This window comes from Cellulophaga sp. BC115SP (assembly GCF_009905545.1).
In the GTDB taxonomy this organism is placed as follows: Bacteria; Bacteroidota; Bacteroidia; order Cytophagales; family Spirosomataceae; genus Flectobacillus; species Flectobacillus rivi.
The window spans coordinates 167,226-187,127 of record NZ_JAAALB010000005.1 but is presented as its reverse complement, the minus strand read 5'-3'; the positions used below and the strand labels follow the sequence as shown (position 1 = coordinate 187,127).

Here is a 19,902-nt window from a genome sequence, read left to right as displayed (position 1 = left end):
AAACGTGAAACTAACAAAGCCTCGCCTTTGAAACAAGTAAAATTTGGCTAATCTATTATCCCAACAAAACATAGATACCCAATAAAAAACATATCTAATGAAAAAATTACCTTCGATTGTATTTTTATCCGTTGCGGCTACATGTACTATTTCTGGTTATGAAATTTTTGCACAAAGTACGCTCAACTATAATGAAGCCAATATTCATTTTAGAAACGGACAAGAGTATTATGAATCCAAAAGCTTTGAAGCGGCTCGTGCCGAATTTGAACTCTATCTCTCTGAACATCGAAACTTCTTAGACAAAAATGACCCTAATCAGGCTTGGGCGAAGTATTTCATCGTGATGTGTAGCTTATACCTAGATCGTGCTGATACCGAACTCCTTGCCGACCGATTTGTTCGTGAATATCCCGAACATCCTGTGGCGAGTAACCTTTTCCGAGAAATTGGAAATTACTTCTTTGATAATGGAGAATATGGTAAGGCCATAGACTATTTGAGTAAAACTGGCAAAACTGATGAAGAATCCCAGTATCATTTGGGTATTGCCTATTACCAAACGCAGTCGTATGCGCAAGCGCTTACCGTATTTACACGTCTTCGTGAAAGTCCTAACCAAGCTTATGGACCTCCATCTGCGTATTATGCAGGAGCTATTCAGTTTCAAAATAAAAATTATGAGGAGGCAATCAGCAATTTTAATCTTGCTGAAAAATCTTCGCAGTATAAAGCTGAAATTCCCGGATGGATTGCTAATGCCTATTATCGTCAAGGTAAGTATAACGAAATGCTTGATTATACAGAAAGAGTACTTCGTGAAAAAGGACGTAAACTCGATGATATTGCTTTGCTAACGGCGGAGGTATATTTTAATAAAGGGAATTACGAAAAAGCAGCAACTTATTATGGTGTTTATAAAAACTATAAATCACAAGGGATGATGCCAGTTGTGGCGTACCGTTATGGATATAGTCTTTATAAAACGAACCAATTCTCTGCTGCAACCGATCAACTGAAAAATGTAGCCTTGCCTAAAGACACTTTAGGACAGAATGCTTCTTTTGTGCTAGGAATTTGTTACCAAAGAGTCAATAATTTAACAGGTGCACTTGGTGCTTTTGATCAAGCTAGTAAATTATCATTCAATAAGCCTGTACAAGAGGAGGCAACCTTTAATGTTGGTAAAGTACTCTTAGATCTAGGTCGCTCTAATGAATCTGTAAAAGCATTAGAAGGTTTTATTGCTCAATATCCTGGTTCAAGATTTGAAGATGAAGCCAATGAACTACTTTGCGAGGCATATCTTTCATCTAATAACTTGTTGGCAGCGCTTAATTTTGTAGAGAAACTTCGTAGAAGAACTCCGAGAGTAAATGCTGTTTATCAGCGAATTGCTTTCAACCAAGCTGTAAAAAAATATAACGAAGATGGATATGCGGAGGCAGTTACCTTTTTCGATAAATCTTTGAGTGCACCAGAATCTCGTGATTTAAAATACAGTGCGATGTATTGGAAAGGCGAATCTTTGGTTGGTCTGAATCAAAATGCTGCCGCGATTGATTTGTATAAAAAAGTAATTGCTGCGACAGACAAAGATGTTCCTTCTTTACCTGAATTTCAACAGAAAAGCCGTTATAGCCTAGGTTATATTTATTTGTCTACCAACCCAGCGGAGGCGAATGCTTATTTTAATGAATACTATCAACGCGGAGGTACAGATGGCAATGTAGATGATGCACTTTTGCGAATAGCGGATTCTTATGTAGCTCAGGGTCAATATGCTCAGGCACTAAAAGCTTATGACAAAGCCTATCAAACCGTAAAAACGAATAAAGATTACGCTCTCTATCAGAAAGGTACAATTCAAAATATTTTGAATGACCCTAATGGTAAAGCAACACTAGAGGAAGTTGTTCGTACATTCCCGCAGTCAAAATATGTGGAAACAGCTTTACGTGATTTGGGTGATAATGAAATGTCTGCTGAGCGTAGTGAAAAAGCAATTGCCTATTATTCAAGATTAATTTTAGAACGTCCTCAAAGTGCCTTGGTGCCTTATGCGATTATGCGTAGAGGAACGGCTTTCCAAAATATTGGAAGAACGCAAAGTGCTATTTCAGATTATAAGTATTTGTTAAGAAATTATATCAACGATTCTGATTTTGCCTCACAAGCGATGGCGGGTTTGAATGAGTTGATGGACCCAAGTTCTCCAGAGTATATCGAGATAAAAGCTTTGTATGCCAAAGCAAACCCGAACGATACCAGTTTGCGAGAAAAAGAATTTGAAAAAGCGAAAGGGTTATATTACGATGATGCACACGACAAAGCTTTAGTTGCTTTTGGAGAATATGTTCGTAACTATCCAGATTCACCTGATACCCCAGAAGCTAAATTCTTAATTGCAGAAACGTATTTCAAGCAAAAAAATAAAATGGATGCTTTACGCAATTACTATATTGTGATTGCAGACAATAAGTATAAAGCACTTTCGAAAGCTTACGCCAAGGCAGCACAAATTGAACTTGAAAACAATAATTATTCAAGAGCTATTACTAACTATCGTGGGGTGTTGAGAGTTTCATCGGATCGCAAAGATAATCAAACGGCGATTCAGGGTTTGATGGATTCGTATTTCAATACACCGAAAAATGACTCTACTATCTATTACTCAAAACAAATGGTATTATTACCTGAAGCTACAGTTGCACAAAAAACGAAGGCTTACTATTATATGGGTAAAGGATACTTGCAAATTGGGGATAATATTTCAGCAACGAGCTCATTTAATCAAGGGGTGGCTCTTGCAAAAGATGACTACGCAGGGGAGTGCCAAATTATGTTAGCAAGAATGCTTTATAGTCAGAAAAAATATAAAGAGTCAAGTGAAATGATTATGAATAAGTTTAACAATGAGTTCTCGGGTGTGTCGTTACCAGTGATGGGGAAAGCCTTTTTATTGTTAGCGGATGACTTTATTGGAATGGAGAATTATTTCCAAGCAAAAGCAACCCTGAATTCTATCATTGATAAACTACCAGATGAGAATTCGGTTGAACAAGCGCGTGTAAAACTACGCTCTATTAGTAACAAGTAATCTAAATTTATTCTTAATCAAAGACTTTTATTTATTATGCATCATACATCATTAAAGCTTTCTCTCGCCAGCATTATGCTACTTGGATTATCCACACAAGGATTTTCTCAAGTAAATAAGAAAGAAGGGAAAATAGATAATTCAGAGGTAAGTGTAACGAAGGAACAAAAAAAGATTGTTGTACCACCACCCGTGAGAAAACTCGAGAAAATGGTAACACCACCCAATACTGTTCCAAGACCACCTTTGAGATTTTTATTTTCTGAAGTACCCAATAATGGAAGAATTACAGAAATTTCGAATCAAGTTCAAATGCCTGTAAATCCAGTGACGCCTGTTCAGTTATCTAAATATAACAATGTGATTAGAGCAGGATTCGGGAATTTTGGACATACTTATCTCGAAGGGCATGCAGGTATTGCTGTTGGTCAAGAAAACTATCACGGCATTTATGTCAAACACAATGCTTATCGATTAGGTCCTGTTGGAGCTAACTACTCTGGGGAATCAGATAACCAAATCAAAGTACACAGTCGCACGCAATTTAACTCTGTAAAATTGGAAGGTTCTTTGGGCTGGAAACGTAAAGGTTTTTATTATTATGGATATCAACCTAAGGTATATTCATTTGATAAAGAAACCATTTTTAACTCATGGAATAAATTCAATTTTGACGGGACTATTTCTAATACGAGTAAAACATCTCCTATTGATTATATCTTCCGTTCAAAATTATCTTACCTATTTACGAAAGTAGGGGCAAACGAGTTACTTTGGGATGCAGGTATGTCGGCGTCATTTCCTTTAACGGATAAACTTTCAGCCAATTTTGATGGACAGATGGTCTTGGCACAATCCCAAGATTCATTGACTACTTATCGTAATTTGTACAAACTGGTTCCTAACTTTAAATACAAGGACGAATTATTTAGTGTGACATTGGGGGTAATGCTTGCTAATAGTAAGGAAAAAACTACCGAAAATGAAACCTATGTACTTCCTGTCCTAAAAGCTGATTATCAGTTGATGGATGGAATCAAGCTTTACGCAGGTTATGAAGGAGATGTTATGGCGAATAACCTCACAACAATTCTTCAAGAAAATCAATGGTTAGGTCGTTTTCAATCTTTAAAACCAACCAGAAAACTGTCTGATATATACGCAGGTGTCAAAGCTAACTTATATGGCGGACTTTCAGGTGAGTTGAAAGGGAGTTTTGCCACATACAAGAATTTCTATGTCCTGAATAATTCTCGCTCAGATTCTACCAAGTTTGAAATTTTGTATTCTAACGATACCACAAAAGTTCATGTAACAAGTCTTTCAGGACAAATCAATTATGAAATTCCACAATTGTTTCGTTCATCCTTGTTAATGGATTATTATATTTATAGTAATCTGGGTAACTTAAAAGAGGCTTGGCATCGTCCTGCTTTCAAGGCTACATGGTCAAATCAGTATCTGATTAGAGAAAAAATGCTAGTAACATCCGATTTTTATGTGCTTACAGGATTAAAAGGACTCAATGGACAGACCAATCAGCAGGTGACGCTCAACCCAATCTTTGATTTAAACTTGAAATTCACCTTCTTTATCAGCGAAAGATTTGATGTATTCCTTTCAGCGAATAATATTTTAAATAAAAATTACCAAAGATACTTATATTATCCTGTTCAGGGTGCCAACTTCCTTGCAGGATTGTCATTTTCTTTTTAAATTGTAACACAATTTCTTAAGATCGTGTAATTATTTTTCTCAATAATTCAGGTTATTGATTTTAAGATAATTACACGATTTTTTATTTTCTGACAATTCTATGGCAACAATTCAACACTATATTCAAGAGCTTTTATTCGAGCGCGATTGTGTGGTCGTTCCTGACTTTGGGGGTTTTATTACTAACTTTCAAAGTGCCAAGTTAGACCGCTCGTTGAATTTTATCTCACCTGCCAAGCGCTGGGTGGCATTCAACAGCCTTTTGAAAAATGACGATGGTTTATTGTCTCATTTCATCGCCAAGTCAGAAGGAATTTCACTGGAAGAATCAACGATTAAGATAAGAGCATTTGTCGATGCACTTAAGTTTAGACTGAGAAATGCTGAACAAGTATATTTAGAGCAAATAGGCTTCTTTGAACTTAATAAGGAGAATAAATTGGTATTTACGCCATTGTCAGAACAAAACTATTGCTCTGATAGCTTTGGACTAGGTACTATCAATATTTATCCAAAAAGAAATCTAGAAATAGAATCTCCACAGAAAGAGTCCAAATCTAAACTTTCAGTATTCAGAGGCGCTGACCGTGCAGCAGAAAGAGTTGTCAAAACTTCTAAGAAAACGGCTGCAACCGTTAAAACGCTCGTTCCCTTTATGACAGGAGTGGCTACGGCTGTCTTGTTAGGCATCGGAATACTTTCTTATGAGGAGCAAAATAGTCTTAGCACAATGAATCCTTTCGTGGGTATCACAGCAAGAAAGCCAGTGCCAGCCCCCATCATTGAGACGAAATCGAGGTTTGTTGATACCCTCACTAGAGAAGTTCAACCGATAAAAGATTCAATACCTGCATCACAAGGAAATACGCTTTCCTATAACAATAATGGTGATTATTTCGTTATTGTAGGGAGTTTTGGCAATGAGGCCAATGCCCAAAAGTTTGTAAAAGAACTTCAATCAAAGGGTTTTTCAAACGCTACTGTGATTGAGCCAGAAAGAAAAGGAAAGTTGATAAAAGTATCTGCCAACTCATATCGCAATGAAAATGAAGCCTATACTGAATCAGCAACAATCAAGTCGAAACTAAGAGCTTCTGCTTGGATATTTAAGTCTTCAAAAAAACAATAGCTCTAACGAATGTCTACCTACAATCTAGAACAAGAAGAAAAACAAAATCGGCAATTTGCCTTTATTGTGACCAGTGCCGTTAACATACTCTTATTTATCATGCTTTGGTATGTGACAGTTTGGAATTCAGAGGAAAATAAAAAAGTCGAAAAAATTGGAGGTGGCGGATTTGTAGTCAACTTTGGAACAGACAAAGATGGTAGTGGTTCCATTTATACCAAAAATCATGGAAATAAAGCAAAAAATGAATTTGATTCAAAACCTGCTGAAGTTAAGCCCTTACCTAAGAAAGAGCCTACCCCAATTGTAGAAAAAGTAAAACCCGTTAAAGCCAAACCAAGCCCAGAACCAGAAATCATTAAAAGTACCCGACCTAGTCCAGTGAAGGTGCCAGAAGTAACCAAAAAGGTAGAAAAGGCCAAAGAAAATCCTAAAGCCAATGTACCCGTTACTAAACCAACTCCTGCCAAACCAGTTGAACAACAAGTGATTAAAGGAGCAACAATCCCAGTAAGAACTGGTGGTAATGGTACTTCAGGTACAGACCCGAGAACAGGAGGCGGTTCTGATGGAGATGGAAAAGGTGTTGGAAACAAAGGTCAGCCTAATGGAAATTCAGTTAAAAATGGGACTTATGACCCTAAGCCTCCAGGAAGTGGTAACGGAGGAAATGGAGGTAACGGTTCAGGTACTGCCATTAGCTTAGCTGGTTGGACTTGGAATAGCCGACCAGAAGTAAACGATGATTCGGATGAAACAGGAATAGTGAAATTTAGACTAAAGGTAGATTCAGACGGAGTTGTTCAGGTAGTTGAAACCATCGAATCCAGTTTGAGTCCAGCCGTAACACAGAAATATAAAAGAGCCGTACAAAAATTAACTTTCCGTCCGACTTCCGCAGGGGAGAGACCAGAAATTTCGGTAGGAACCATAACATTTAGAATTTCATCAAAGTAGTGCGGTAACGCACTACTTTATTTTTTTGTATTATGAATTATCAAGAAACAATCGAGTATCTCTATCAATTACTCCCTGTCTTTCACAGGGAAGGTAAGAAGGCCTATAAAGCCGATTTAAAAAATACCTTGGCAATTTGTGAGCATTTAGGAAATCCACAGCATCAATTCAAAAGTATCCATGTTGGAGGCACAAATGGGAAAGGAAGTTCATCCCATTTTTTAGCATCAATTTTACAAGAGGCTGGATACAAAACAGGGCTTTATACCTCCCCACATCTCAAATCATTTACTGAACGAATCAAAATCAATGGACAGCCTATTCCAGAACAGGAAGTAGTAGACTATGTAGAGCGAAATAAAGCCTTTATCTTGGATTTAAGGCCTTCATTCTTTGAATGCACTGTTGGGTTGGCTTTTGAGTATTTCGCCTCTCAAAACGTAGATATAGCTATAATTGAAGTAGGTTTAGGAGGGCGTTTGGACTCCACGAATGTAATCACACCAGAGCTTTCATTGATTACAAATATCAGCTTTGATCATACAGACATATTGGGGAATACCATTGAACAAATTTCTACCGAAAAAGCAGGGATTATTAAGCCAGAAATACCAGTGGTTATCTCTCAAAGACAGCCTGAAGCCGATGTAGTGTTTCAAAATAAAGCAGTTGAGACATCATCTGTAATTTCCTTTGCTTCAGATAGATACATGCTGAATGAATATTCAGTTGATGAGAATTTTGCAAAAGTAGAGTACTCTGACACTCAAAATAAGGAAATAATCAATCTTGAATCTCAACTTATTGGTAGGTATCAAATTGATAACCTACGAGGAATTCTTAACGCTGTAGAAATTCTCAATAAGAGAGGTTTCGCCATTGATAAAATGGACTTGGAAAGGGGGGTAGCTAAAGTTGTTACAAATACAGGACTAAAAGGCAGATGGCAAACTTTACGAGAGACCCCTAAAGTGATTTGTGATACTGGCCATAATATTGCTGGGATTACTGAAAATTTGATGACGCTTGATAAGTATAAGTATCATCAGTTATGGATGATCTTAGGATTCGTAAGTGATAAGGATATTCGTGCGATTTTAGAAGTTTTACCAAAGACCGCTAAATTTGTATTTTGTCAAGCAGATGTACCAAGAGCTCTCGAGGCAGACGATCTTCAACAGTTGGCCAAAGACTATCAACTCGAAGGCACTGTCATTAAGGATGTCAATGAGGCCATAGATTGGGTGGTGCAACAAGCCAGCGAAGATGATTTTGTATATGTAGGAGGAAGTACCTTTGTCGTAGCAGGAATTCATCAATTATAGGTCAAAATGAAGGTTCTGAGAATTAATCGTACTGAAGTTAGGTACGGTTGTGTAATTTCATTTGATTCTCAAGCAACTCAATTTTAGTCATTTTAAGGGTAAATTCTTATTTATCAGCTAGTTTTAATCAATTTATTATAACAAATTTTTACCGTGTCAAGAAAGAAATCAGACAGGTTTGCGCTAAGTAGAGCGCTTTCTAACGTTTTAGAGTCAGGAAAACCACTTTATGAAACTATTAAGGGTAAGTGGAATGAAATTATGTTCGAGAAACAACAGCCAATCGTTTTAGAGCTCGGTTGTGGGAAAGGTGAGTACACCGTTGGCCTAGCACAAGTTTTTCCAGAAAAGAATTTTATCGGGATAGATATTAAAGGGGATAGGATTGCGGTCGGTGCTAAATTTGCTAATGAAAATAGTCTTTCGAATGTTGCCTTTCTAAGAACTAAAATTCATCAGTTATTAGATTTCTTTGAAAAAGATGAGATTTCAGAAATATGGATTACCTTTCCTGATCCTCAACCTTTGAAAAGTGGGATAAAGCGTCGGTTAACTAATCCAAGGTTTCTGGAACTGTACAAAGAAATCCTTCAAAATGACGGTTTATTACATTTGAAAACAGATAGTGAGCTTTTGTTTGACTATACTTTGGAAGTTTTACCATCATTTGGCGTAGAAGAATTGGTATACACGAAAGATTTATACAATTCTGAACTAAATGTTCGTCACTATGGAATTAAGACCAGATTTGAGCAAATATTCACGGAAAAAGGATACAATATCAACTATTTGTCAGCGAAGTTTAAGCATATATCATAAATAACGATAATAATAGTCAAAAGTCCCTGCATTCGTGGGGGCTTTTTTATGTTCTTAGGTTTGACTATACCTTGTATCTAGAAGTTACAAAATTTTTATGCTATTCTCAGAAGGCATTTTTGTCTATAAAAAGGTTATATATCGAGTTGATATTACCTAAAAAGCAAAAAAAAAGGAGACCGAAGCCTCCTTTTTTCAATATGTTGAATTATTTGCTGATCAATTCAGCGAAATATTTAACAGTTCTAACCAATTGGCTTACATAACTCATTTCGTTGTCATACCAGCTAACTGTTTTCACTAATTGTTGGTCACCAACAGTGATAACTTTAGTTTGAGTAGCATCGAATAAGCTACCAAAGCTAATTCCGATGATATCGCTAGAAACGATTTCATCCTCAGTATAGCCAAATGATTCGTTTGCAGCAGCTTTAGCAGCAGCATTAACTTCTTCAACAGTTACTTTTTTATCTAAGATAGTAACCAATTCAGTTAAACTACCTGTGATTGTAGGAACACGTTGAGCACCACCATCTAATTTACCTTTCAATTCTGGTAATACTAAACCGATTGCTTTTGCAGCACCTGTGCTATTTGGGATAATGTTAGCAGCAGCAGCTCTTGCACGACGTAAATCTCCTTTTGGATGTGGAGCATCTAAAGTATTTTGGTCGTTAGTATAAGCGTGAACTGTAGTCATTGTACCCATTGAGATACCGAAGTTATCGTTTAATGCTTTTGCCATTGGAGCAAGACAGTTGGTTGTACAACTTGCAGCACTAATAACATCTTCCGTTCCATCTAATGTTAAATGGTTAACATTGAATACGATTGTTTTCAAGTCTCCAGTAGCTGGCGCAGAGATGATAACTCTTTTTGCACCTGCTTGTAAGTGAGCAGCAGCTTTTTCTTTGTCTGTAAAGAAACCAGTACATTCTAAAACCACATCTACGTCGTGCTCTCCCCAAGGAATATCAGATGGACTACGTTGAGCATAGATTTTTACTTCCTCACCATTAACGATAATGCTATTTTCTGTAGAAGTAACTTCTTGGTTGAATCTACCTTGAGCACTGTCGTATTTCAACAAGTGAGCTAGGGTAGAAGGACTAGTTAAGTCGTTGATAGCAACAACGTCAATGCCAGGCATGTTGTAGATTTGACGGTACGCTAGACGACCAATACGACCAAAGCCATTAATTGCAACTTTAATTTTAGCCATTTTTATATAAGGGATAATAGTTTAAACACTCTACAAAAATACTGGATTTAGAACCTTTTTCCAAAGAAAGAGGAATAAAACATCATGAAAAACTGTAAAATAAGTAGGTTATATGTTTAGTAAATAGGATACAATTGTTAGTAATTAGTTAGTTAAATTAGTAAAATACTAATAAAATTGACAATATTTTTAGCAAATGGTTAAATATTGCTAAAAATAATAGTGTTTAACTTACGGCTAATAACTATACTTTAATGAGGCGATTATAATCGAATAGGAGCAGAGGCTATTCTGGGAGTTTATGTCATCTATGGGCTACAAGTAAAGAATTCCTTTCTAGTTATAAAAAGAATTTTCTCCGCCAAGTCCTGTGATTTTCCTCTAGAAATTATTTTCTAAAGACCATTATACCTTAGTACGCTTTATGCTCCTGGCAAAAGAGAAACGCTTTCAGTATTTCTCTTTAGAAACTTTAGCATACGGTATAGCTTGCTTAAAACAGGTTTTTATATTCACTAACATTATTCTCTTACTTCTTCAAACTCAAAATACGAGTAGGGGTTTGATAGAAAAACCTCTTGAAGTTTGCATACATTTGGTCAAAAATTCAGTTGGTATTGGGAGGAACTTTCTCCTAGGTGATTCAGTCGGATTATTAAAGAATAGGATAGAGACTGTTTAAACTTTTGTAAAATTGTTTGCGTGAACCATGAATCTCTACTGTTTGTGCGAAGCAAGGTAGAACGCCACTCCGATTATAAATTCTTGAACTTTTCGCAGCCTCCACTGTGGTTACATTTTGTTTCAAGACGGAAACGCCTAGCTAAAAAGTAAGATGAAGAAAAAATCGATAAAATATTTTTTGAAAAATTTAAACAGTATCATAGTGTTTCTTGTACTGATCCTTCCTAAACTCATCGAATTTGAATGTTGGTTTAACCTAAAATACCCATTTGACAGCCTGGAATATGGGCTATTTATACACAGTAATCTAGCCTCCACTTATAAGTCTGACTATTTTTTTAACATTTTTTAAGGCATAAAATCCTTTCTTTTCGCTCAAATATTATAGAAAAAGCTAGGATTTTTCATTTATTTTTCCTTTCTTTGTTTAAGAATAATTACTTATTCTTTTGCTCATCCTTACATAAAAAATCTTCTTTTATTAATCATTTCTTTTGTGCCTCCTCATGGCACACTATTGTTTGTTTTTTCTATATTATTTCACCAAACAATATTCTGTTTTCGTTATTTGTTCACTTTTTCCAATATTGTAACTTCAACTAAATCAGTCAATTAAATACTCTTACCTCAAGTTGAAAATTAAGCCTACTGATACGAGTTGTTTCTCACAAAATCCAGTTTTTTTATTCAAATAACCTCATTTAGTCATCTAGAGAATACCCTCCAAAATTGGATTTTCCTCCACGTATATAGTGTCTGTATCGGTTAAATATGTTTTCTTTGTGCTTGAATTAAAAATGTATTTATTCACAGTATTCAATGGAAAACGTAAAAGAAATTATCGAGAAGGCTTGGGAAGACACTAGCCTCCGCTCAACTCCTGAAACAATACAAGCAATCGAATACGTTGTAGAGCAAGTAGACAAAGGCCTACTTCGTACAGCTCAACCAAACGAAGACGGTTCATGGACTGTTAACGACTGGGTGAAAAAAGCTATCGTAATGTATTTCCCAATTCGTAAGATGGAAGTACAAGAAGTAGGAATCTTTGAATTCCACGATAAAATGAAATTGAAAACAGACTACGCTGGTCTTGGCGTACGTGTGGTTCCTCCAGCTGTAGCTCGTTATGGAGCATATCTTGCTAAAGGTGTCATTATGATGCCTTCTTACGTAAACATCGGTGCTTTTGTAGACTCTGGTACTATGGTTGACACTTGGGCTACAGTAGGAAGTTGTGCACAAATCGGTAAAGATGTTCACTTAAGTGGTGGTGTCGGTATTGGTGGTGTACTAGAACCACCTCAAGCAGCTCCAGTAATTATTGAAGATGGTGCATTCATCGGATCAAGATGTATCGTGGTTGAAGGCGCTCATATCGGTAAAAGAGCCGTTTTAGGTGCTGGCGTAACTATCACAGGTTCTTCTAAGATCATTGATGTGACTGGACCAGAACCTGTAGAATACATTGGATATGTTCCAGAAAACTGTGTTGTAATTCCGGGTGGATACACAAAAAGATTCCCAGCAGGTGATTACAACGTGCCATGTGCTTTAATTATCGGAAAACGCAAAGAAAGTACAGATTTGAAAACATCCTTAAATGCTGCATTACGTGAAAATAACGTAGCGGTATAGAAATAGGAGAGAAGTATAAATATAAAAGGGCTTGCTACTGATAGCAAGCCCTTTTTTGTGCCCTTTAATGAGATTTAACGCCATTTTGTTTCTTACCTAAAGCGTTGGGATACTTCAGCCTCTTTTAATCCCTTAGCGTACGAATAAAAGCCTTCGCCACTTTTTACCCCTAATTTCCCAGCCTGAACCATATTCACCAATAGGGTACAAGGAGCATATTTAGAATTCTTGAATCCATCATACAATACTTTCATTATCGAAAGACACGTATCTAGTCCAATAAAATCAGCTAATTGTAAAGGTCCCATTGGATGTGCCATACCTAATTTCATAATCGAATCTATTTCATTAACACCTGCAACTCCTTCAAATACACTTATAATTGCTTCATTAATCATTGGCATCAAAACTCTATTTGCGATAAACCCTGGGTAATCGTTCACAACAACAGGAATCTTGTCTAACGCTTTTGTATAGTTATACACCAACTGATAGGTTTCTTCGCTAGTTGAGTAGCCTTTAATGATCTCAACCAATTTCATGACAGGTACTGGATTCATAAAGTGCATTCCTATAACCTTATCGGGTCTTTGGGTATAAGAGGCTATTTGTGTAATAGAGATAGAAGAGGTATTGGTGGCAAGTATACAGGCTTCAGGGCAATGTTTATCTAATTCCTGAAATATAGCTTGTTTCAAAGTGGGGGCTTCAGAGACTGCTTCTACCACTAAATCTGCCTTCTGAACGGCTTTCTCGATAGAAGTAAAGGGTTGAATCAGTTCAATGGTTTTTGATTGAATTTCGGCAGTTATTAAGCCTTTCTTGGCTTGTCTCTCAAGGTTTAGTTGAATAGTCTTCAGTACATTTCCTAATACCTCTTCTTTTGTATCTACAATAGCTACGTTAAAACCATTTTGAGCAAAAGAATGGGCTATACCATTTCCCATAGTACCAGCACCTATTACAGCAATGTTTTTCATATTTAATATCAGTCTGAGTGATTGTAATTAGTTTGTTTGTAAAGTCTAGAAGTAGGAGCAAGAGCAACTGAATAATTGTTCTTGTCTACTTGATGATCTAAAAGTATTGTGACTGGAATTTACAGAAGAATTACTTATACACAAGCTCATTTCAAGACAGTTTTCTTAATTGCCTGAAAATCAACAAAATGTAACTTGTATATACATGAATGAAAAACAAGAAACAATCTTGTATATACAAGATAAAATATTGAGAAAGAATAGGTTAGGAGAGTGTGTAATTTATTCCATCATTAGGGATTCTAACAGAGATATTGCATTTTTGTAAATAGAAATGAATTCAACAAATCAATTAACAAAATGGAAAAACAGAGAGTAGAAATCGCCTTGGGAAAATACAATAACCTGGAGGTGATCAAGGAGCTAGAATTTGGTATGTATTTGGATGGTGGCGATGAAGAAATTCTAATCCCTCGTTCTTATATTCCTGAGGGTACAAAAATAGGAGATTTCATAGATGTGTTTCTTTATAGAGATTCAGAGGATAGACTTATCGCCACTACTATGAAGCCATTTGCTCAGGTAGGAGAATTTGCTTATTTGACCGTAAAAGACATAAATCAATTGGGTGTATTTCTTGACTGGGGATTAGTAAAAGATTTACTTGTACCTTTTGGCGAACAATCTCATAAGATGGCCGTAGGAAGAAAATATTTGGTCTATATATATGTAGATACCCAAACGGAGAGAATCGTGGCTTCAGCGAAGATTGATCGCTTCTTACCTAGTGATAAAATCTCATTCTCAGAAGGACAGAAGGTTTCAATTCTTCCTTACGAATATACAGACCTCGGAATAAAATGTTTGATTGAAAACAATTCTCAAGGTGTACTTTACAAAAATGAATTGTTTAAAAATGTAAATATGGGCAGTTTACAAAATGCATTCATTAAGAAGGTAAGAGAAGATGGTAAAATCGATTTAACATTGGAAATTATCGGATTCGACAGAATTGAAGAATGTAAAATTACATTATTAAATGAACTTTCAGCTAATAACAACTTCCTAGAATTAAACGATAAGACTGCACCAGAGGTTATTTATGCAAGTTTACAAATGTCAAAAAAGGATTTCAAGAAAGCTGTAGGTGGTTTACTAAAAGAAGGGAAGATTCAGTTCTATAATAATGGTATTTCACTTTTGTAACTATTTAACATTGTAAATACATTTGTAAATCAATATTATCTATCTATATTTGTAACAAATAATGTAAATTTACATTAATCAATATATGATTTACACTAGTAACATGGACTTAAATAAAAAAATAGAGCAAATAATAGTAGACAAAGGAATGTCGCCGAGTTTCTTTGCAGATGCGATTGGAGTGCAAAGAAGTAGCATTTCTCATATACTTTCTGGTAGAAATAAGCCTAGTTTGGACATTATTCAGAAGATTTTAAGGGTTTTTCCTGATATTAACCGAGATTGGCTACTTTTTGACACTGAAACTCCTTATGATAACCACTCCACAAACAGCATTCAACCAGCTGTTTTTCAGCAAGTTACACCTCAATTAAGAGATAGCTCAAACGCACGAGAATCGAGTAAATTTGTAGTGCCTGAGGAAAGGATTATACAACAAAATCTCAGACGTAAGGTAGAGCGCCCAGAAGTGCCATCAAATCCTATTACTCCACCCATTTCGGTGGCTCCAGAACCAACAGGTAAAAAAATTGAACGCATTGTCATTTTCTATACCGACGGAACTTTCATGGAAAGCAAGCCAATGTAAAGACGGGTTTATCCCGTCTTTTTTTTTGTATTTTTACAAGTAGACAAAACTGTTGTTCTGTTAATTTTAACTAGGAAGGTTTGCCTATATGTCTTTATTATAATATTGAAGTTGGCTTCCTACTTACTTTTACCTCTATTCGAATAGTACAATTTAGTAGCTTCTAATTCTCCTACTTTATTGAAAGATTTTACAGCTATTCCGATGTCTATATCCAATGGATTTAACACCATCTTTAGGTCTATTTAGTTGTGCATTATAATGAATATATATTCATTATAATGCTTATATTGAAGCACTGCAAGATAGTCTAATACCTGTTTTACCATGAAACTATCTTAATCTATTTGGCTAGTTCCTTCGAAAAAAGAGGAAAGAAATACATATATTTTATGATTTTGAAGGCTAATTTGTTAGGTATTTCTTTCTATTTTTCAACGAAAAACCTTTCTTTGAAGGTCAAAATCTCCTTCTGAAAATGAATTGTAATGCAACTTTAATAAACATAATGAATGGCATTATGCCTATTTTTTCATCTAATTCACTATGATTTAGTAACCTTTTATACATCCACTATAGGGTAAAAATGGCCTTTTTTTCATGGTTATAGGTTTATAAAACCTGCGCATGTTCTATTAAAATGATGAAATATCCCAGCCTGGAAGGGCAAAAATATGCTTGAATACAATGCTTAAATTTGACAAATTAAAGAAAGGCATACTTGTCACCAATATGGTTTGAATTAGCCCAAAAAGCGGTCTATTCATCAGAATAAGATCTCTCTTTTTGTAAAGAATAATAAAGAATTTGTAGACGATGATGTAATAATTGTCAGCCCAGAAGTCCTTTTCTCATGTATTTTTATCTTATAAAACATCCTAAATAAAGACCTACTGACTTATTCCATTCAACCGGGGGAATCTATAGAAGGCGTCTTTCTCACTAGGAATAAAGCTAGCCCTTCCTTTTACAAATACTTTACTACTTAATTGGTATCCTAATCCAAAACTTATTCCTATAACTTAGGCAAATTATTGTGAATGTACTCATTATAAGTAGGGCTTAGTGCTAAAGTGTACATCAACATCAGAACCCCTCAAAATGATTAGAATTCTATTCTAAATATTCCTATCTCTAGAATTGCCTGCTGGCACAAGAAGTTATGCTCGAAAATGTAGCTTTTAGAAAGGCTATATTTCCCAAAAATATCTGCTTACTACACAATACAACATAGGACTAGCTTCGGCCAATACACTTCTAGCCCTAAGAGTTATGACATGGCTAAAGCCGTTTTCTTCTTTGACTCCAAAATGCTGTAGTGATGTTTCAGAATGAGGTGTATAGAAACTTAATAAAAGAATTGGTAGCAAAAGGTATAGGGAGATTACCTATTTTATTAAAAAGTAAATGACTAAAATTCATACATAAAGGCTATAAAAATCTAAATAATTCATATTTTTATAGCTATAAATCACTCAAAATAGGGCATTACACACGTTTTTTAGGCAGTAGGGGAGGCTATTTTTAGTTATTCAATGCTAGCATTGAGCGATGAAAATAGGGGCTTAAATTCAAAATTTTGAAAAGAGTAGGAGTGATTTCCAAAATTTTTATATAAATATTAGGAGGGAAGGGGTTTATTTTTTTGCTCCGACCCGACTCTCAATTTTATATCTCTCCATCCATAACCCTGTCTTATTGCCACTTCTACTATAGAATCTTTCCCACTCTATACTCTTTGCCTATCCCATTTATTTAGGGTCCTTTTCTACTCTACTTTGATAATTCATTGATATACAATTTATTATCCTCTACTCAAATAGACAATATTTAGTATTATTCCGTGAAACTACCCTGCTTTTTATAAATGTTTCACGTGAATATATAAGTGACTGATACACAATTTATTATACTAAAAGGGGAATATCTTATTTTTCCGAAGAAATCATAAAATTTATAAAGTATCCATATATAAGGTTTAGACTAATACAGATATAATATTTTGAAGAAATAGAATAATTAAGGACTTTTGGTAATGATTGCTTAAATTGCAGTACTAAAGACCCATTTGGGAGACCATATAATTAAAAAAGATAAGTATAAATGGAAAAGTTAGATTCGTTGAACCAGGTTGCAGCATTTCATAAAACTTTCAAAGCGCCGATTTTGGACACACCACAGGTACCATCAGAGGACAGAAGCAAGCTTCGTGTAAGTTTAATCGCTGAGGAGTTAAAAGAATTGGAAGATGGTATTAGAAATAATGATATTGTAGAAATCGCAGATGCTCTTTGCGATATTCAATATGTATTGTCTGGTGCGGTTCTTGAGTTTGGACTTGGAAATAAATTTGTTGAACTGTTCAATGAAGTACAGCGCTCAAATATGAGTAAGGCTTGCCAAACGATTGAAGAAGCTGAAGCAACTGTAAAATTCTATTTTGAAAAAGATGGTACAGAAGCGTTTATTGAACCAGACGGTGAGCAATACTTGGTATATAGAAAATCTGACAATAAGATTCTTAAATCAATCAATTATTCTCCAGCGAACCTCGAAGCCATTCTGAGTAAATAAATCGCACAGAAGCCAAATAAATGCAGTATTTGAAGCCCCTGAGAATCGTTTATATGAAAACATTCTTTAGTTGGGTTCCGAATACTGCATTTTTGTTTAAAGCTAAAAGCCTTCAAATTCGCGTTAAAACGTGTTGTTTAACTCATAAAATAGAGATTTTGTCGGTGTTAAGTATGAGAGGGCTGAAGAGAACAGAGAACATCAAATGACAATACAGTAAAACAGCCTGTACCCCGATAAATTACTGAAATTGATGGATTTACACAAAAAATAAATGTTTCATAATTTATATTATGTTAAATAGAACTTTAAACTAAATAAATCTATTAACTGTACGTCCTACTTTACATTGTGATATAGCATAACAAAAAAGCCTGACGAAAACTCGTCAGGCTTTTTTGTTATGCTAATAAATGATTGAATTACTCACCTAATTCTTTCAATTTATCTTCCATTTTCAATACGCGGTACAATTGTTTCAGGTTTTCTTTAACATCTTCCTCTTTCTTCAAAGAATATGCTTTTTCGAAGTACTTCAATGCTTCTTTGAACTTGTCATCTCTAGTAGCTTCAGCAGCTTTTCCATCTTTCTTGTACTCATCCATACCCATGTCACCTACTTTCTTATTTAAGATAACTGCCTCATTGAAAGCAATTACACCTAAGTTATAGTTCACATCGTAGTTGTTTGGATCTACTTTTAATGCTTTATCGTAATTTGCCAATGCACTTGCTTTAGCAGCTTTTTGTTTTTCTTGTAAAGCAGCAATCTTAGCATTCAACTCAGCAGCATTTCCAGCATTCGCAGACTTTTTAGCTAATTCAGCATTCAAGTTATCAAGCTCCACCTTCTCAGCATCTCTTTGCTTCGTAATCTCAGCAATTTGTTTCTTTGTGTTAACTGCTGATTTTGGATCTTTTTTAATTTTGTCTGTCAAACGCTTAATTTCTGATTCAAATGCATCTACTTTATCTTTTTGAGCAGCTACTTTCTTCTTCACTCCTTCTACATCGAATTCAGCTAATTTTTCTTTAATGTCACGAATTTCACCATTGTATTGTTCAGCCTTGTTATCGAACAAAATAGCCAAGTTTAATACAGTTTGAACATTACTTGGGTCTTTTTCAACTACTGCAGACAATTCAGAGATCGCAGAATCAATTTTCTTGAATGCCAAGTACATATTGATTTTCTCGTTCTTCAAATCTTTATTAGCTGGGTGAAGTGAAATACCCTTCTCCAAAGTCGCTAATGCTTTATCTTCATTTTTCTCATCTTTGTAGATTTGAGCCAAGCTGTAGTAAATACCTGGATCTTTACCTCCTAACGAAATGAATTTTTCAAAGCCAACTTTTGCAGCGTCATTTTCTTTAGCCATTTGACCAATGATACCTGTGTACATTGCCGCAGTAGTATCTTTTGAGCCAATTTCTGATGCCATTTGAAGATCTTTCAACGCACCTGAGTAATCTTTAGCTTGGTATTTAGCGATACCTGCGTTCATAAACGCACCGTATAATTTCATACCTTCGCCCTCTGCTTTACCTTCCTTATTATAAGCAACTGATAAATATTTCTTTGCAGCAGCAGCAGTCGATCCTTCTTTACCGTTTACAACATCCAATGAAATTGCTTTCTTTAAAGATTCAACAGCGATAACGCCAGCATTAGGAACTTGATTCGTTAACTCGGTATCTTGAGAGTTTGCCAAGTCAAGATAAGCTTCAGCTCTTGTCAACCAAGTTTTAGCTTTTAATGAATCTTTTTTAGTAATCGCTTCGTCTACTTTCTTTTTTGCATCTAAGATTGTTTTGCGGTTTGCCTCCAGAAGCAATTTATCTGTTTGGGCATACGATGCTCCTCCAGTTGCGGCAACAGCGAAAAGAGCAAATGTGAGTTTTCTCATTGTTTAGTAAATGGTTTGATTAAAAAATGAAATAGCAGTTAATACTAATGCTATTT

The 19,902-nt window shown here is 35.4% G+C and carries 13 protein-coding genes; 10 read left to right on the top strand and 3 right to left on the bottom strand.

Annotated elements, in window-relative coordinates:
- Positions 1–97: 97 nt before the first annotated feature.
- The 6 genes from GVN22_RS06185 to trmB all read left to right on the top strand — a co-directional run bounded on the left by GVN22_RS06185 (position 98) and on the right by trmB (position 9,046).
- Positions 98–3,100 carry a tetratricopeptide repeat protein gene (locus tag GVN22_RS06185; protein WP_166550174.1) on the top strand — a complete coding sequence of 1,001 codons (3,003 nt, stop codon included), beginning with the start codon at positions 98–100 and terminating at the stop codon, positions 3,098–3,100.
- A 36-nt stretch (positions 3,101–3,136) separates the two neighbouring features.
- Positions 3,137–4,816, top strand: a complete 1,680-nt coding sequence (locus tag GVN22_RS06180) for a TonB-dependent receptor (protein ID WP_166550173.1) — start codon at positions 3,137–3,139, stop codon at positions 4,814–4,816.
- Positions 4,817–4,916: 100 nt separating this feature from the next.
- Positions 4,917–5,945: an SPOR domain-containing protein gene (locus GVN22_RS06175; protein WP_166550172.1), complete on the top strand. Its 1,029-nt coding sequence runs from the start codon at positions 4,917–4,919 to the stop codon at positions 5,943–5,945.
- A 9-nt stretch (positions 5,946–5,954) separates the two neighbouring features.
- Positions 5,955–6,902 carry a hypothetical protein gene (locus GVN22_RS06170; protein ID WP_166550171.1) on the top strand — a complete coding sequence of 316 codons (948 nt, stop codon included), beginning with the start codon at positions 5,955–5,957 and terminating at the stop codon, positions 6,900–6,902.
- Between the two features lie 32 nt (positions 6,903–6,934).
- Positions 6,935–8,227: a folylpolyglutamate synthase/dihydrofolate synthase family protein gene (locus GVN22_RS06165; RefSeq protein ID WP_166550170.1), complete on the top strand. Its 1,293-nt coding sequence runs from the start codon at positions 6,935–6,937 to the stop codon at positions 8,225–8,227.
- Between the two features lie 153 nt (positions 8,228–8,380).
- The gene (trmB, locus tag GVN22_RS06160) at positions 8,381–9,046 is read left to right on the top strand and encodes a tRNA (guanosine(46)-N7)-methyltransferase TrmB (protein ID WP_166550169.1); all 666 of its coding nucleotides are present in this window, start codon (positions 8,381–8,383) and stop codon (positions 9,044–9,046) included.
- 208 nt (positions 9,047–9,254) lie between these two features.
- On the opposite strand, the gene gap is transcribed toward trmB, so the two are convergent.
- Positions 9,255–10,268, bottom strand: coding sequence for a type I glyceraldehyde-3-phosphate dehydrogenase (gene gap, locus GVN22_RS06155; protein WP_166550168.1), 1,014 nt, complete (start codon positions 10,266–10,268; stop codon positions 9,255–9,257).
- A 1,503-nt stretch (positions 10,269–11,771) separates the two neighbouring features.
- Between gap and GVN22_RS06150 the strand changes: the two genes are divergently transcribed.
- Positions 11,772–12,590: a 2,3,4,5-tetrahydropyridine-2,6-dicarboxylate N-succinyltransferase gene (locus GVN22_RS06150; protein WP_166550167.1), complete on the top strand. Its 819-nt coding sequence runs from the start codon at positions 11,772–11,774 to the stop codon at positions 12,588–12,590.
- Positions 12,591–12,682: 92 nt separating this feature from the next.
- Here the strand turns inward: GVN22_RS06150 and GVN22_RS06145 are convergent, their stop codons facing one another.
- Positions 12,683–13,570 (bottom strand): 3-hydroxyacyl-CoA dehydrogenase family protein, encoded by an 888-nt coding sequence (locus GVN22_RS06145; RefSeq protein WP_166550166.1) that lies wholly within the window; start codon positions 13,568–13,570, stop codon positions 12,683–12,685.
- Between the two features lie 360 nt (positions 13,571–13,930).
- Between GVN22_RS06145 and GVN22_RS06140 the strand changes: the two genes are divergently transcribed.
- The 3 genes from GVN22_RS06140 to GVN22_RS06130 all read left to right on the top strand — a co-directional run bounded on the left by GVN22_RS06140 (position 13,931) and on the right by GVN22_RS06130 (position 17,939).
- The gene (locus GVN22_RS06140; protein WP_166550165.1) at positions 13,931–14,776 is read left to right on the top strand and encodes a S1 RNA-binding domain-containing protein; all 846 of its coding nucleotides are present in this window, start codon (positions 13,931–13,933) and stop codon (positions 14,774–14,776) included.
- Positions 14,777–14,879: 103 nt separating this feature from the next.
- Positions 14,880–15,365 (top strand): helix-turn-helix domain-containing protein, encoded by a 486-nt coding sequence (locus GVN22_RS06135; RefSeq protein ID WP_166550164.1) that lies wholly within the window; start codon positions 14,880–14,882, stop codon positions 15,363–15,365.
- Positions 15,366–17,468: 2,103 nt separating this feature from the next.
- The gene (locus tag GVN22_RS06130; RefSeq protein ID WP_166550163.1) at positions 17,469–17,939 is read left to right on the top strand and encodes a nucleoside triphosphate pyrophosphohydrolase family protein; all 471 of its coding nucleotides are present in this window, start codon (positions 17,469–17,471) and stop codon (positions 17,937–17,939) included.
- 422 nt (positions 17,940–18,361) lie between these two features.
- Here GVN22_RS06130 and GVN22_RS06125 read toward each other — a convergent pair whose 3' ends face one another.
- The gene (locus GVN22_RS06125; RefSeq protein ID WP_166550162.1) at positions 18,362–19,846 is read right to left on the bottom strand and encodes a hypothetical protein; all 1,485 of its coding nucleotides are present in this window, start codon (positions 19,844–19,846) and stop codon (positions 18,362–18,364) included.
- Between the last annotated feature and the right edge of the window lie 56 nt (positions 19,847–19,902).